This is a genomic window from Endozoicomonas sp. ALD040 (assembly GCF_049275945.1).
Classification (GTDB): Bacteria; Pseudomonadota; Gammaproteobacteria; order Pseudomonadales; family Endozoicomonadaceae; genus Endozoicomonas_A.
Genome location: NZ_CP184829.1, coordinates 1,946,268 through 1,960,137, shown reverse-complemented (window position 1 = coordinate 1,960,137; position 13,870 = coordinate 1,946,268). Strand labels below are relative to the sequence as shown.

Below are 13,870 nucleotides of genomic sequence, written 5' to 3'. Positions count from 1 at the left end.
GGGGAAATTTAGAACAAGAGATTGATAGATCAAGAAAAAAAGCATTTTTCAATATCTCAGGCAGGTGTGCCCGCACTATGAGCTACACTCAGGCTCCGACTGAAGAAAAGCGAAAGTTTGTGTGCGACTTAAAACCATTTTCTTTTGTAAGTTCTTGATCTCTCTGGCAGTCATTGGATTTGCTGCTGACAACTCTCAAGGACTTCTGCTCGTCGTCGTAAATGGGACGTCTGATCAAGAGGCTTATCTGATATCCGATTTTGTCTGCTTTGTGCCTGAAGGCTCTCTGCTCTTGCCCTCACCAGTAAGGTCAACTGATGACGTTAAAGGCTCATTTCTCCAGCAGCCCGTTTTACTCTTGTCATCTCTGTGGCAGTGGCTAATGTCTTCGGAGAATGTTCCTGAGATAAGAGAGAAAAATAGCACAGGCTTTGCACTGCCAGAATGGCCCACATCAACCCCTGAACCCACCTTGCGATTATCAGGAGGCGGATTTCCACCCGACCCACCACCTCCACCATTTATGCCGGGTATTCCTGGCAAGGGATTGTTTAATAGGCCTGACTGTCAGTTTGACTACCTGTCAGCTCTGTTCAGGATCGGGCAGTGGTTGAAACAATGGTTTTATGATGGATATCGCAGCACTCCCGGACAATTCGTTACTGACACAGATTTATCTGCGGCTTTGGCAGAGATTTCACAGAAGAGGGTGTTCAGCAGTTCGTTATTCCGTCAGGCGCCGTTAGATGCTTCGGAACTGCTTGCTCAACTATCGGGGAAAGGTTTGTCTGGTCACAGGCAGAGGCACCAGCCAGAAACAGTTATGTTGTATCCCGTTTTTATGCTGCCTCAATCTGATTTGGATGACTTTGAAGAAGCGCAGGGGGTTGAATATGTTGGGGAAACTTGCGGAGCATGCCGGAATAACTTTGAAGAATCTGACGACCTGGTGAAAACGTCGTGTTTGCATTTGTTCCATATGGACTGCCTGAAACGGTGTCTAACAAAAGAAATTAACATGAAAGGCAACCATTTATGTCCATATTGTCGGCAGGATCAGAGTGCTCTGGGTGACTTTCTGATCCAGAAAGAAATGCAAGAGGTGGCTCATATTGTGACGGAAATGCTTTTAGAAAGAGGGACCTGGCCTGAAAATGAGAGGTATATCTATGAAAGGCTGATCCATGCAGGAGTCAGCAATGATCCAGCCATCGCTGAGCAGGTGCGGGCACTTTGGCCATTAGTTAATTTTTACTCTGTGCGGCATCTGGTGTCCCAAGTGCAGTCAGGGAGAGCGACCTGGCCTGACAATGATGGGCATATCTTTTTAGAGTTGAGAATGGCAGAAGCTATCGATGATCCGGAAATTGCTGAGCAGGTGCGGGCACTTTGGCCGTCAGTTTCTTTGTACTCCCTGCAACATCTGATGTCACAAATAGAAGCAGGGAGAAGGGCCTGGCCTGACGATGAGCGTGATATCGCTCTGAGGTTGAGAATGGCACTGGGCAGTAATGTTCCGGCCATTGTTAAGCAGGCACGGGCACTTAAGCCGACAATTTTTCTTTACTCTGTGCAGCAATTGGTTTCACAAATGCAGGCAGGAAAAGGGGTCTGGCCAGACGATGACCGTGGTGTCTTCGAAATGCTGAATGTTGCCTTTTTTGGTACTGATGACCATTTCTTAGCACGCCTGAGTGTTGGGTTAAATCTTGGGTCATATGGTACTGATGGAACCATTAGTAAGGCATGGAGGGAATATGGCGATAATGTTGCCACTTCTGAGCAGGCAAGTGCACTTTATCCATTAGTGAATTTGTACTCTGCGCAGCATCTGATATCACAAATACAGGCTGGGAAAAGAAGCTGGGCTGGAGATGAGAGTCATCTCATGGGGTCGTTGTGGAGATTAGTAAATAACCCTGATCCAGCCATTGCTGAGCAGGCGTGGGCTATTTATCCATTAGCTAATTTGTACGCTTTACAATATCAGGTGTCACAAATGCGGGCAGGGAGAGAGACCTGGCCCGATAATGACTGGCATATCCATGAAGAGTTGAGGATTGCAAAAGCCAGCAATGATCTGGCTGTTGCTGAGCAGGCAGAAGCACTTGAGCCATTGGTTAATTTTTACTCTGTCAGGAATCTGTTGTCGCTGAGGCAGGCTTGGGGTGATATCTGGCCTGATGATGACAGTGATATCTATACAAGGTTGAGAAGTGCACAAGGAAGCGATGATCCGGCCATTGCTGAGCAGGCACGGGCACTTGAGCCAGCCGTTAATTTTTACTCCGTGCAGAACCTGGTGTCACGAATGCAGAAAGGATTAAGGATTAGCTGGCCTGAAGATGATAATAGTGTCTATTTAAGGTTGAGTAGTGCAGGAAAATGCACTGATCCGGCCATCGCTCAGCAGGCGCGGGCACTTAAACCATTAGTTGATCAATATAAGAGTAAGTCGTCAGGGAATTGATTCCGGGCTGCTTTTTCAGCGAGACCTCTCTGCTTCAATATTCAGGCAGGTGTGTCCGCACAATGAGCTACACTCAGGCTCCGACTGAAAAAAAGCGAAAGTTTGTGTGCGACTTAAAGCCGTTTTCATTCATATGTACACTCTTGATCTTTCTGGCGGCCATTGGAGTCGCTCTTGGGGTGCCAATAGCTGAGGCATCGTTTACCTGTTATTTCCTGAATCGCGATATTGATATTCCCGCAACGGAACAGGGAAGCTTTGCGTGTATCAGCCCTGAATGGCAAGTAGACAGAACCGCCAGTAAGGAGAGTGACCGGGCAACAGACAGCAACGAAGTAAAGCAGGCAGAAGGGCAATGGTTTGATCAGCCCTCACCGGTCTGGTCAATGGATGACGGTAAAGGTTCATTTCTCCAGCAGCCTGGTTCTCTCCTGTCAGCTCTGTGGCAGTGGCTGATGTCTTTAGAGAATGTTTTTGAGAAGAGAGAGAAAAATAGCACGGGTTTTGCTCTGCCTGAATGGCCCACATCAACACCTGAATCCGCCTTGCGATTATCAGGAGGCGGATTTCCACCTGACCCACCACCCCCTCCTCTATTTATACCGGGCATTTCCGGCAGGGGATTGTTTAAAATGCCCGACTGGCAGTTTGACTACCTGTCAGTGCTGCTCGGGATCGGCCAGCGGCTGAAACAATGGCTTTATAATGGATATCCCACCACTTCCGGTCAATCCAGACCATTCGTCAGTGACAAAGATTTATCTGCGGCTTTGGCAGGTATTACACAGAAGATGGCATTCAACAGGTCGTTATTCAGTCGGGTGCCGTTAGATGCCTCGGAACTGCTTGCTGAACTATCGGGGAAAGATTTGTCTGGTCATGGGCAGATGCATCAGCCAGAAACAGTTATGTTGTATCCGGTATTTATGCTGCCTCAATCTGATTCGAATGATTTTGAAGAAGCGCAGGGGGTTGAATATGTTGGGGAAACTTGCAGCGTATGCCTGCTTAATTTAGAACAATCTGACGACGTGATGAAAACGTCATGTTTGCATTTGTTCCATCTGGAATGCCTGAAACAGTGGCTGACAGGAGAAGTTAACATGGAAGGGAATCGTTTCTGCCCATATTGTCGGCATGATCAGAGCGCTTTGGGTGATTTTCTGACATGGAAAGAGATCCGGAAAGGACTGCAAGAGGTGATTCATATTGTGATGGGAATGCTGCTAGGTAGAGGGACCTGGCCTGAAGATGACTATAGTATCTTCGTAAGGTTGAATGCTGCGCTATTTTGTAATAATTCAGCCATTGCAGAGCAGGCACGGGCAATTTATCCATTAGTAAAATTGTACTCTGCGCAGCGTCTGGTGTTGCAAGTGCGGGCAGGGAATAGAACCTGGCCCGGATATGAGGGTTTTATCCATCTAGGGTCGTTGAGAATGCTGGTAGACAACCCTGATCCGGCCATTGCAAAGCAGGCGCGGGCAATTTATCCATTAGCTAATTTGTACGCTGTACAGCATCAGGTATCTCAAGTGCAGGCAGAGGATGAGGCCTGGAATGACAGTTATATCCATACATGGTTGGGTATTGCAAGGGATTGTAATGATCTGGTCATTGCTGAGCAGGCAGAAGCACTTGAGCCATTGGTTAATTATTACTCTGTGCGGCATCTGTTGGCACAAGTGCAGGCGGGGAGTGAGACCTGGCCTGATGATGACAGATATATCTATACAAGGTTGAGTAGTGCACAGCGAAGCAATGATCGGGACCTTGCTGAGCGGGCACGAGCCATTGAGCCAACCGTTCATTTGTTCTCTGTGCAACATCTGGTATTACAAATGCAGACAGGAACAAGAACCTGCTGGCCTGAAGATGACAATAATGTCTATGTAAGGTTGAGCAATGCAGAAGATAGCGGTGATCCGACCATTGCTCAGCAGGCACGGGCACTCAGGCCATTAGTTGATCAATATAAGAGCAACTCGCCAGAGAATTGATTCCAGCCTGCGTTTTCAGGGATATTTCTTCACTTTATAGTTATTTGGCCTGCTAATTCTCTATTTGCGCGAAAAATAAACCAATTAACTACAATCTGGTAATGCCGCTATTGTCCATGCTTCACTATAGATAGCCGCTGGCCGTTATAACGATAAAATACAATTTGGAATTAATATGAACGCAGTGATTCTGGCGGTTGCCGTCATGCTCGCGTTGAGCTTGTTGCGCGTTAATGTGGTTCTGGCACTGTTTGTGGGGGCTCTGGCCGGGGGAGTGATCGGTGGTCTGGATATCTTCCAGACTCTGGAGGCATTCTCCAGAGGTTTGGGCGGTGGCGTAGGCATTGCTATCAGTTACGCCATGCTGGGTGCTTTTGCTGTAGCCATTGCCCGCTCCGGCATACCTGAGTGGATGGCTGGAAAGATCATCCGCAAAGTAAAGAACAGCAACAGCTCGCACAATAATGTGAAGCTAAAGTACAGCCTGTTTCTGGCGCTTGTGTTGATGGCTTTTTCTTCCCAGAACCTGATACCTATCCACATAGCCTTTATTCCCATACTGATTCCTCCCTTGTTATCGGTATTCAGTGCTATGGCGATTGATCGTCGTCAGGTGGTCTGTCTTCTTACCTTTGGCCTTACCGCGACCTATATGATTTTTCCTGTAGGCTTTGGCAATGTCTATCTGAATCAGATTCTTGGTGGCAACCTTCAGGAGAATGGGCTGGATATTGAACTGAGCCAGATGCCGCTGGCGATGGCGATTCCCGTTTTGGGTATGTTCCTGGGGTTGTTGCTGGCTGTTTTTTTCAGTTACCGAAAGTCCAGAACCTATCGTGTAGAAGAGACCATTTTGATTCATGAACAAGATATTCAGTTAAGCAAGCCTGCCATTATTACCTCTGTCATAGCCATTGTTCTGGTGCTGGTGAGTCAATTGACAACCGGGTCCATGGTTCTCGCTGCTGCACTGGGCTTTATTACCATGGTCATTGGGCGAGTCGTCTGCTGGCGGGAAGCAGATGAGGTATTCAATGAGGGTCTGCGCATGATGGCAGCTTTTGGCTTCATCATGATCTCGGCCGCAGGTTTTGCGGAAGTGCTCCGCTCAACAGGTGATATTCCAGAGCTGGTGAGTCAGGTACAGATGTTTGTGGGAGGCAGTCAGGCTCTTGCGGCCATTCTTATGCTTCTGGTCGGGTTACTGATCACTATGGGTATTGGCTCTTCGTTCTCTACGGTTCCGATTATTGCCACCCTTTATGTGCCACTGGGCATGGAACTTGGATTTACGCCACTGGCGATAGCCTGTCTTGTGGGAGTCGCAGGAGCATTAGGTGATGCAGGCTCCCCGGTTTCAGAATCTACCATTGGTCCCACTGCCGGCTTGAACGTGGATGGTCAGCACGACCACATCCGGGATTCGGTGATTCCCACCTTTTTACACTTTAATATTCCGATGATTATTTTTGGCTGGATTGCCGCCATGATTCTTTGAGTACCCGCCATAAAAACGGGGCCAGATGGCCCCGTGTGGATCACTCATGAATCTGTGATTACAGATCGAGTTCAGACAGATACTTTTCAACCACCTTGGCAGGCAGAGGGATGTAACCGTCTTTAACGACGACTTCCTGACCCTGCTGAGACAGTACCATCTTCAGGAATTCGCCTTCCAGAGGGGACAACTTCTTGTTGGGCTGCTTGTTAACGTACACGTACAGGAAACGAGACAGTGGATAAGAGTTGTTGACAGCGTTAGCGGGCGTTGCCTCAACGAATGGCTGACCGGCTTTCTTGGCCAGAGGTACAGTACGTACGCTGGAAGTCTGGTAACCGATGCCGGAGTAGCCGATGCCGTTTACAGATGCACTGACAGACTGAACCACAGAAGCAGAACCAGGCTGCTCATTTACGTTGTTACGGAAATCACCTTTGCAGAGGGCTTTCTTCTTGAAGTAACCGTAAGTGCCGGATACAGAGTTACGGCCGTACAACTGGATTGAGCGGTTTTTCCAGGCTCCGTCCAGACCGGCAGCACCCCAGGTACTGATGTCTTTGTCGCCACCACACTTGCGGGTGGAGGAGAAAATAGCGTCCACTTGAGCCATGGTCAGACCCTTGATTGGGTTGTCCTTATTGACGAAAACAGCCAGAGCGTCAATGGCAACCGGAACAGCAGTGGGCTTGTAGCCATGCTTCTTCTCAAAAGCTTCCAGTTCCTTGTCTTTCATCTTGCGGCTCATGGGGCCGATGTTGGACGTTCCTTCCGTCAGAGCGGGTGGTGCAGTAGAAGAACCGGCAGCCTGAATCTGTACGTTCACATTAGGATATTCACGCTTGAAATCTTCTGCCCACAGAGTCATCAGGTTAGCCAGAGTGTCAGAGCCGACACTGGACAGATTGCCTGATACACCACTGGCTTTCTTATAAGTGGGGATCTCAGCGTCAATCTGACTGGCAGAGGCAGCCTGGATTCCGGTCGCAAGGGCAATTGTTGTTATTAGAGCTCTAAGCTTCATTCGTATCTCTCCTAAAGGGATTTTTTAGCCTCTCTTATACAGCTACAGGCATTTGTTTACTGGCAAGAACTATAAGATGAAAATGTGACAGTTATATGAACGACAGTGAAGCTTTATATTCGCAATAGTCATAATGTAAAATCACTGACTTTAATTCCAACTTGATTGTAGATTACTGATGAAATGCCAAGACAGGTACGAGCCCGGCTTGCAAAGCATGCCTCCTGTGCCAGTTTCTATTCGCTGAGTGTTTTAGCTACAACGCTAACTGAGAAGAGAAGTAAAATACCTTCAGCTGGAAAAGCTTCACGATCAGGAAGATCGCGGGCGCAAGAAACAACTGACATTATATATAGGGATTTTCAGAGTCGGTTGCGCCAAAAAAATAAAAACATCAAGTGCTAGAGAGCAATATGGAACTGAATAATGATCTTGCTCCCGGACCTCAGGGAGAACTGACGCTGAAAGTGCTGGCAGACTACCAATCTGTTAATACGACAGGCGATGTCTTTGGTGGCTGGGTGGCCATGCAGATTGATCAGGCTGGCGCAATCATGGCCAGAAAGATTGCCACAGGACGTGTTGTCACCGTTAGTATCGGCAGTATGAGTTTTATGCGCTCAGTTAAAATGGGCGATATTCTTGCGCTGTTCACCCGGGTGACAGAGGTCGGCAAAACGTCAATTCGGGTGGTCGTTGAAGCCTGGGTGGAAGATAAACACGGTCGCGCCAAGCTGACTGAAGCCAATATGGTTTTTGTAGCCATTGATACACAGGGCAGAACGTCTCGAATCCAGAGCGCCAAAAGCCCTTAGGATTTGAGGCAGTTTCAGTCTTGGGTCCAAAGAACCAGCTTTTCTGATAAAGATGCAAGTGAAACAGGTTTGTCCAGAAAATCGTCCATACCGGCAGACTTACAGGCAATCTTATCCGATTCCGAGGTGTTGGCTGTGAAAGCGATAACCGGTATTCCGGCATAGTGTTGCCCGGAGGCTCTGATTTTTTCAGTGGCTTCCAGACCACCCATGATGGGCATCATGCAATCCATGAGAATCAGGTTGAAGGCCTCTGAAGTCTCAAGAATGTCCAGTGCTTCCTGACCATTCTGGGCCACTTTGCAGCTGCAGCCCAATTTTTCAAGTAGCTTTTTGACCACCATCTGGTTTACCTGGCTATCTTCCACCACCAGAATATGGACGCTGTAGGTTTCCCTGACTGACACTGGCTTTCCTTTGCCTGTGGCCTGATTTCTCTACAGTCAATATCTGAAGAAGTGCCGGGTTCTTTAGGATCAAATGCAGGATGTTGCCAGACTAAAGCGGTCAGTAATAGCTAATTCCAGCCGATCTCCCTGCTTCAGAGGACCAACGCCGGCCGGAGTGCCAGTGAGGACAATATCGCCGGGTTCCAGTGTGAAGTGACGGCTTATGTAGCTGATCAGCCCCGGAATTGAGGTCAGCATATGGGCTGAAGTGTCTTCCTGACGTGTCTGCCCATTAATTTTAAGGCTGAAGTGAATGTTATCGAGATCGGGCAGGTGCTCTTTGGCAATAAACCCTGAAACGGGGCAGCTGCCATCAAAGGCTTTGGCCACTTCCCATGGCAGTCCTTTTTCTTTTAGCCGGGACTGAACATCCCGGAGTGTCAGATCCAATGCCAGCCCTATTGCCTTGATGGCATCAATGCTCTCATTCTCGCTGGCATTCTGGAGTCGGGTGTCCATCAGAATTGCTATTTCTGTTTCGTGGTGAACTTCACCGCGATCGACGGGAATGGCAAAGGGTATTTCCAGAGCTGTCAGTGATGTTGAAGGTTTGATAAACAACACGGGATCGTCGGGCAGCGGATTGTTCAACTCCCGAATGTGCTCGGCATAATTTCGGCCGACACACACCACTTTGCCGGCCGGCAGATCAATGCGGTCGCCACTTAGCCAGTGATGCCTGTACTTCATAGGGCGTCCTTCTTGCTTGTTTGTTCTTGTGTTTTTATTTTGCTCATGGCCTGGCACATCGCTAGTATTTATCAGCCGGGTACGACTGCTGAAGCTATCATTCACAGTACAAATATTGTGTTTTCCAGATTAACCTGATCACAGGAGCACGTCATGTCTGAAGAACTCCACCTGAATATCCAGAATCTGCATGACCTGCTTGAAGGACAGCCTGTGGACGAATGTACTGCAGGGGCTCTCAAGCAAATTACCGATGAACTGCAGCTGGCTCTGGCTCAGGCAGAGGGCGATATTCCTCTGCAGGACTACAACGAACAGCTCGAGCAGGAAGCGATCAAGTTTTCCGAACAACATCCTGCATTGTCTCAGGCCATCAGACAGATTCTGACTACGCTATCAAGCATAGGTGTCTGAAACAGAAAACACATAATAACTGCTCTGCACGCGAGGTTTAAGTCCTGTAGTGGTGATTGGACAAGGAACATCTGATTCATACACTCAAGGTAAGGGTTTTTCTCTTTTTTATGCTATTATCCACACCCCGGTCGGTTCTGAAACCAGATGACTCGGGTTGTATTCAGCCATTGACAGTATTTCCCACTCAATTTGGCTGAAGTACTTTTCAAGGTAGATTAAAAGACATCCGAGCTATTGTTATGCCCTCTATTTCCCTGGACAAGAGTAAGATTCGATTCCTTCTTCTGGAGGGGGTTCATCAGTCTGCTGTGGAAGTGCTTGAAGCTTCCGGCTACACCAATATTGATTATGTTTCCAAGTCCTTACCAGACGATGAGCTGAAGCAGCGGATTTCCGAAGCGCACTTTGTAGGCATTCGATCCCGAACCCAGCTGAGTGAAGACGTCTTTGCTGCAGCCCAGAAGCTGATCGCTGTTGGTTGTTTCTGCATCGGTACCAACCAGGTAGAGCTGGATGCTGCTACGTCACGGGGAATCCCGGTCTTTAATGCACCTTATTCCAACACTCGCTCTGTTGCTGAGCTGGTTCTGGCTGAGGCCATTCTTCTGTTGCGGGGTGTGCCTGAAAAGAATGCCGTTGCTCACCGGGGTGGCTGGCAGAAGAGTGCCGCCAATTCCTATGAAATTCGCGGTAAAAAGCTGGGTATTATTGGCTACGGCAGTATCGGAAGCCAACTAAGTGTTTTGGCTGAATCTATGGGCATGGACGTTTATTACTACGATGTGGTGACCAAGCTCTCCATCGGTAATGCCAGTCAGGTCGGCAGTCTCAATGATCTGCTGTCCATGTCTGATGTTGTCAGCCTGCACGTTCCTGAAACACCCGCCACTCAATGGATGTTTGGCGAAGAGCAGTTTGCGGCTATGAAGGAAGGCAGTATTCTGATCAATGCTTCTCGCGGAACTGTTGTCGACATTCAGTCCCTGGCTTCGGCGATTGAAACGGGCAAGTTGCTGGGGGCTGCAATCGATGTTTTCCCGGAAGAACCACGTTCTAACAGTGATGAGTTTGTCAGCCCTCTGCGTGGACTGGATAACGTCATTTTGACACCTCACGTGGGTGGCAGTACTCAGGAAGCGCAGGAAAATATTGGTCGTGAAGTCTCCGAGAAGTTTGTTATGTACAGTGATAATGGTACAACATTGTCGTCTGTTAACTTCCCTGAAGTCTCATTGCCTGGGCATCCGGACAAGCATCGTATCCTGCATATTCACAAGAATATCCCCGGAGTTCTGGTAGCCATCAACAAGGTTTTCTCCCTGAACAATATCAATATCAGCGGTCAGTTCCTGCAAACCAATGAATCCGTGGGTTATGTGGTCATTGACGTAGATGCCGATCACAGTGACATTGCGCTGGAGAAGCTGAAAGAAATCGACGGCACCATTCGTTGCCGGGTTCTTTACTGAGTTTGATGTAGCCGGGCCGCAGGCCCGGTTTCCAGGGTTAGTCATCGTCAACTCTCAGGCAATCCAGATCGCCTTCCCAGTTGAGCTTTCCACGATATTGTCTGATCAATTCTTGCCTGCTCAGCTTGATCAAAAGCCTGAGTCCTTTTTCAATAGCCTCACGCTTCGTTTTTAACCCGGTTATTTCAAGGGCATCATGCATGAGCGTTTCATCAATGACTGTATGGATTCTCATAACAGCGTCTCGTATAGAGCATATGTTGAGTTGATTCTCTGGATATGTTTTAGACTGTAAATCAGAAGTCGGGAGAGAATTTCTTAATTGCTTTGAAGTCTTCTGAAAATGTCGATAAACAGCTCCTATGGAAACAATTGATCCCGTCAGTTTCTTGTAATGTGTCTTACACTCAACAGGGGCATGCAGTATCTTTAGCTGTCGGACTCCAAGTTGAGTCTCCAACCTACTTAGAACAATATACAGGCTTTTGGAGAAGCGCTGTTTTGACGAAACTCTCTCATCTCTGGACTGATTTCAGAACGGATCCTCTTGGGGCTATTCGTGACTGGCAGAATGCCAGGACTACCTGGCTGATCATGCTGCTGACGGCTGTTTTTCTGGAGTCTGTAGCCCTTTATTTTCAGTACGTCATGTATCTGGACCCCTGTGAACTTTGTGTTTATCAGCGTCTGGCTGTATTACTGATCGGCCTTGCAGCCTTGGTCATGCTGGTGGTGCCACGAAACAAACTGGCAAGAGGTCTCGGATACATCATCTGGATTGCCGGTGCTGCCTATGGGTTGGATGCTTCGATCAAAATGCTGGGCTACTACACGTCTGCAGACTTGTTCATGACCTGCAAGGCTCTGCCTAGCTTCCCATTCGATCTGCCGCTTTATGATTGGTGGCCTCAAATGTTCCTGCCGTCCGGTTTCTGCGGGCAGGATGGCTGGCTATTCCTGGGAATGAATATGGCTCACTGGATGACGTTTATCTTTGGTCTCTATATTCTGGCCTACATGCTTTGTCTGATCAGTCTGTTCAGGAAATCAAAGTAATCGAGTAAGCACACCTTCGGGCGCCCTGGAGTATATGCTCCAGGCGCTCAACCCTTGCTATCCCCTCAAAAAGTTCTGCAAACACTTCTAATTCTGACCGGCAGAACCCCTGACAGGCCCTGGCTGCTGAGCAGATCGGGCAATGGTTTTCATAGAAGATAAACCCCACATCGGTGGCTTCGTAATCTGCCATGTATCCTTCCCTGGAGCGGACCTTGGCCAGCGCTTTTATTTTGCCTTCCAGATCTTTATGGCTATCGAGTGCCTCATGATATTGTCGGCCTGTTTCTTTCGAGCGATGTTCTATCAGTTCATCCAAGCCCTGTTCACCAAATACATTCTTGATGGAAATCAGCATGTCTACCGTAAGCTGATCATGACGATCAGGAAAGTGTGACTGCGACTTTTCCGTCAGCTGCCAGAGCTTCTTGGGGCGACCGACCCCTTTACTGACTTCCTCACTGGATACCAGGCCTTCTTTCTCCATTCTTTCGAGATGTTGTCTGGCACCCATGCTGGTGATGTCGAGTGTCTTGCCCAGTTCCACGGCAGTTTTTGCACCTTCCTTCTTCAGGAGCTGGAGGATTTTGTTTTGGGCTTTTTCACTTTTCATGGCCTCAGTATATGAGGGGGGTCTTAGTTAGTAAACAAAAAGCTTTACAAATTAAAGCCATTGCCATAGCCTGAATATGTAAATAAAAAACTTTACATATCTGGAGAGGGTTATGAACGCCTATCTTGAACATGCCAATATCACCGTCCCCTCAATTGATGAAGCCACTCGTATTTTGGGTGCGGCTTTTCCTGATTTTCGGATAAGAGGTGGAGGAGAGTTCCGTGGCCGCCGCTGGGTACATTTTGGCAATGACACAACTTATATGGCTCTGAATGAATACCCTGAAGGTAAAGCGAGTAAACCAGACTACAGTCACTTTGGTGTTAATCATATTGGCTTTGTGGTCAAACAGCTTGATGAGCTGGATCAAAGACTTAAGGAAGAAGGTTATAAGTTGATTCCGGACTTTCAGGAGGAAGGCGATTTCCGCAGACGTCATTACTATTGCGACGGTAATGGTATGGAGTGGGAGTTTATTGAGTATGCAACCGAAGACGTTTCAAAAAGAAATCATTACTGAATTAAAACTAAGGCACTAAAATAATAAACCCTGTGTCGTTTATTAGTCTGCTTCACTAAGGATTACCTTCGTTTATTTTGGTTGCCGGTGCTTCTAACTTAAACGGGTAAGCCACCGTATTGAAGAAAGCAGTGTCAGATCCTGTCTATCTCCAGCTAGCTGGCCGTTTTGAGCTTCGTTTGTCTTTTATTGCCCTCTTTGCTCAAGCCAGTTCTCGACCCGTAGCCCTTCTACGCGATCAAACTCTCTTACATTATTGGTTACAGCAATCAACCCTTCACTGCGTGCATGAGCGGCTATATGCATATCATTAACATCTATCACCAATCCCTCTCTTTCAAGGTTTGCACGTGTATTGCCGAAGTGAGCAGATGCCTTAGGGGTATATTCCAGGACCTCCAGCCTGCTGACAAAGCTCTCGACGTTATCCCTGTTTCTTTTCGGATTGGCGCTTTTTTCTACACCGTGAAGTAGCTCTGACAATGTGATGGAGCTTATAGCAATCTGTCCATCATAAGCATTGAAAACAGATTGCAGTTCCGCTGGCCTGCGTTTTATCACGTAAATCGAGATATCAGTATCAAGTAAGAACTTCAACATCAGAATTCCTCTCGACCTCTCTGATCCTGAGAGGCTCGTTCAGCCATAAACTCATCGGTGACGCCTTCTGCAGGGTCTGCATTAAAGAATGAGTCCCAGGTCTTTCCCAAAGGAGAGAGAATTCGATCATTGCCACGAACCCTGACGCTGACTTTTTTGACGCCATCAGGAAATTGGGTTTCTGCGGGGAGTCGAACAGCCTGTGTCCGGTTGTTAACAAAGACAGTACCCTGAGCCATCGTTGCC

15 protein-coding genes are annotated in these 13,870 nt (G+C 47.9%); 8 read left to right on the top strand and 7 right to left on the bottom strand.

Annotated elements, in window-relative coordinates:
• Positions 1–382: 382 nt before the first annotated feature.
• The 3 genes from ACOJUN_RS06505 (at position 383) to ACOJUN_RS06495 (ending at position 5,968) form a co-directional block, all read left to right on the top strand.
• Positions 383–2,470, top strand: a complete 2,088-nt coding sequence (locus tag ACOJUN_RS06505; RefSeq protein WP_422135848.1) for an RING finger protein — start codon at positions 383–385, stop codon at positions 2,468–2,470.
• Positions 2,471–2,649: 179 nt separating this feature from the next.
• Positions 2,650–4,470 carry an RING finger domain-containing protein gene (locus tag ACOJUN_RS06500; RefSeq protein WP_422135847.1) on the top strand — a complete coding sequence of 607 codons (1,821 nt, stop codon included), beginning with the start codon at positions 2,650–2,652 and terminating at the stop codon, positions 4,468–4,470.
• A gap of 175 nt (positions 4,471–4,645) precedes the next feature.
• Positions 4,646–5,968, top strand: coding sequence for a Na+/H+ antiporter family protein (locus ACOJUN_RS06495; RefSeq protein ID WP_422135846.1), 1,323 nt, complete (start codon positions 4,646–4,648; stop codon positions 5,966–5,968).
• A 58-nt stretch (positions 5,969–6,026) separates the two neighbouring features.
• Here ACOJUN_RS06495 and ACOJUN_RS06490 read toward each other — a convergent pair whose 3' ends face one another.
• Complete coding sequence (locus tag ACOJUN_RS06490) at positions 6,027–6,992, bottom strand: PstS family phosphate ABC transporter substrate-binding protein (protein WP_422135845.1); 966 nt, start codon at positions 6,990–6,992, stop codon at positions 6,027–6,029.
• Positions 6,993–7,405: 413 nt separating this feature from the next.
• Here ACOJUN_RS06490 and ACOJUN_RS06485 point away from each other — a divergent pair, with 413 nt between their 5' ends.
• The gene (locus tag ACOJUN_RS06485) at positions 7,406–7,807 is read left to right on the top strand and encodes an acyl-CoA thioesterase (RefSeq protein ID WP_422135844.1); all 402 of its coding nucleotides are present in this window, start codon (positions 7,406–7,408) and stop codon (positions 7,805–7,807) included.
• Between the two features lie 14 nt (positions 7,808–7,821).
• Here the strand turns inward: ACOJUN_RS06485 and ACOJUN_RS06480 are convergent, their stop codons facing one another.
• Both ACOJUN_RS06480 and ACOJUN_RS06475 read right to left on the bottom strand, forming a co-directional pair.
• Positions 7,822–8,214 (bottom strand): response regulator, encoded by a 393-nt coding sequence (locus tag ACOJUN_RS06480; protein ID WP_422135843.1) that lies wholly within the window; start codon positions 8,212–8,214, stop codon positions 7,822–7,824.
• 69 nt (positions 8,215–8,283) lie between these two features.
• Complete coding sequence (locus tag ACOJUN_RS06475) at positions 8,284–8,946, bottom strand: fumarylacetoacetate hydrolase family protein (RefSeq protein ID WP_422135842.1); 663 nt, start codon at positions 8,944–8,946, stop codon at positions 8,284–8,286.
• Positions 8,947–9,099: 153 nt separating this feature from the next.
• Here ACOJUN_RS06475 and ACOJUN_RS06470 point away from each other — a divergent pair, with 153 nt between their 5' ends.
• Both ACOJUN_RS06470 and serA read left to right on the top strand, forming a co-directional pair.
• Positions 9,100–9,360, top strand: coding sequence for a DUF4404 family protein (locus tag ACOJUN_RS06470; RefSeq protein ID WP_317144543.1), 261 nt, complete (start codon positions 9,100–9,102; stop codon positions 9,358–9,360).
• Positions 9,361–9,602: 242 nt separating this feature from the next.
• Complete coding sequence (gene serA, locus ACOJUN_RS06465; RefSeq protein WP_422135841.1) at positions 9,603–10,832, top strand: phosphoglycerate dehydrogenase; 1,230 nt, start codon at positions 9,603–9,605, stop codon at positions 10,830–10,832.
• A 37-nt stretch (positions 10,833–10,869) separates the two neighbouring features.
• Here the strand turns inward: serA and ACOJUN_RS06460 are convergent, their stop codons facing one another.
• Positions 10,870–11,067 carry a type II toxin-antitoxin system VapB family antitoxin gene (locus ACOJUN_RS06460; protein ID WP_422135840.1) on the bottom strand — a complete coding sequence of 66 codons (198 nt, stop codon included), beginning with the start codon at positions 11,065–11,067 and terminating at the stop codon, positions 10,870–10,872.
• Positions 11,068–11,333: 266 nt separating this feature from the next.
• On the opposite strand from ACOJUN_RS06460, the gene dsbB reads away from it, so the two are divergent.
• Positions 11,334–11,888, top strand: a complete 555-nt coding sequence (gene dsbB / locus ACOJUN_RS06455) for a disulfide bond formation protein DsbB (RefSeq protein WP_422135839.1) — start codon at positions 11,334–11,336, stop codon at positions 11,886–11,888.
• On the opposite strand, the gene ACOJUN_RS06450 is transcribed toward dsbB, so the two are convergent.
• Positions 11,872–12,501 (bottom strand): helix-turn-helix transcriptional regulator, encoded by a 630-nt coding sequence (locus ACOJUN_RS06450; RefSeq protein WP_422135838.1) that lies wholly within the window; start codon positions 12,499–12,501, stop codon positions 11,872–11,874. The two genes, dsbB and ACOJUN_RS06450, sit on opposite strands and share 17 nt — an antisense overlap.
• 112 nt (positions 12,502–12,613) lie before the next feature.
• Between ACOJUN_RS06450 and ACOJUN_RS06445 the strand changes: the two genes are divergently transcribed.
• A complete protein-coding gene (locus tag ACOJUN_RS06445; protein WP_422135837.1) occupies positions 12,614–13,024 on the top strand; it encodes a VOC family protein in 411 nt (136 codons plus the stop codon).
• 186 nt (positions 13,025–13,210) lie between these two features.
• On the opposite strand, the gene vapC is transcribed toward ACOJUN_RS06445, so the two are convergent.
• The gene (gene vapC, locus ACOJUN_RS06440) at positions 13,211–13,624 is read right to left on the bottom strand and encodes a type II toxin-antitoxin system tRNA(fMet)-specific endonuclease VapC (RefSeq protein WP_422135836.1); all 414 of its coding nucleotides are present in this window, start codon (positions 13,622–13,624) and stop codon (positions 13,211–13,213) included.
• Entirely contained in the window at positions 13,624–13,863 is a 240-nt protein-coding gene (gene vapB / locus ACOJUN_RS06435) for a type II toxin-antitoxin system VapB family antitoxin (RefSeq protein WP_422135835.1), read from the bottom strand. The genes vapC and vapB overlap by 1 nt, the downstream gene beginning before the upstream one ends.
• Between the last annotated feature and the right edge of the window lie 7 nt (positions 13,864–13,870).

What these genes read in the sequence shown, in the direction of transcription:
- ACOJUN_RS06505 (WP_422135848.1), top strand. Translation starts at nt 383, where the DNA reads ATGTCTTCGGAGAATGTTCCTGAGATAAGAGAGAAAAATAGCACAGGC.
- ACOJUN_RS06495 (WP_422135846.1), top strand. Translation starts at nt 4,646, where the DNA reads ATGAACGCAGTGATTCTGGCGGTTGCCGTCATGCTCGCGTTGAGCTTG.
- ACOJUN_RS06490 (WP_422135845.1), bottom strand. Translation starts at nt 6,992, where the DNA reads ATGAAGCTTAGAGCTCTAATAACAACAATTGCCCTTGCGACCGGAATC.
- ACOJUN_RS06485 (WP_422135844.1), top strand. Translation starts at nt 7,406, where the DNA reads ATGGAACTGAATAATGATCTTGCTCCCGGACCTCAGGGAGAACTGACG.
- ACOJUN_RS06475 (WP_422135842.1), bottom strand. Translation starts at nt 8,946, where the DNA reads ATGAAGTACAGGCATCACTGGCTAAGTGGCGACCGCATTGATCTGCCG.
- ACOJUN_RS06470 (WP_317144543.1), top strand. Translation starts at nt 9,100, where the DNA reads ATGTCTGAAGAACTCCACCTGAATATCCAGAATCTGCATGACCTGCTT.
- serA (WP_422135841.1), top strand. Translation starts at nt 9,603, where the DNA reads ATGCCCTCTATTTCCCTGGACAAGAGTAAGATTCGATTCCTTCTTCTG.
- ACOJUN_RS06460 (WP_422135840.1), bottom strand. Translation starts at nt 11,067, where the DNA reads ATGAGAATCCATACAGTCATTGATGAAACGCTCATGCATGATGCCCTT.
- ACOJUN_RS06450 (WP_422135838.1), bottom strand. Translation starts at nt 12,501, where the DNA reads ATGAAAAGTGAAAAAGCCCAAAACAAAATCCTCCAGCTCCTGAAGAAG.
- ACOJUN_RS06445 (WP_422135837.1), top strand. Translation starts at nt 12,614, where the DNA reads ATGAACGCCTATCTTGAACATGCCAATATCACCGTCCCCTCAATTGAT.
- vapC (WP_422135836.1), bottom strand. Translation starts at nt 13,624, where the DNA reads ATGTTGAAGTTCTTACTTGATACTGATATCTCGATTTACGTGATAAAA.
- vapB (WP_422135835.1), bottom strand. Translation starts at nt 13,863, where the DNA reads ATGGCTCAGGGTACTGTCTTTGTTAACAACCGGACACAGGCTGTTCGA.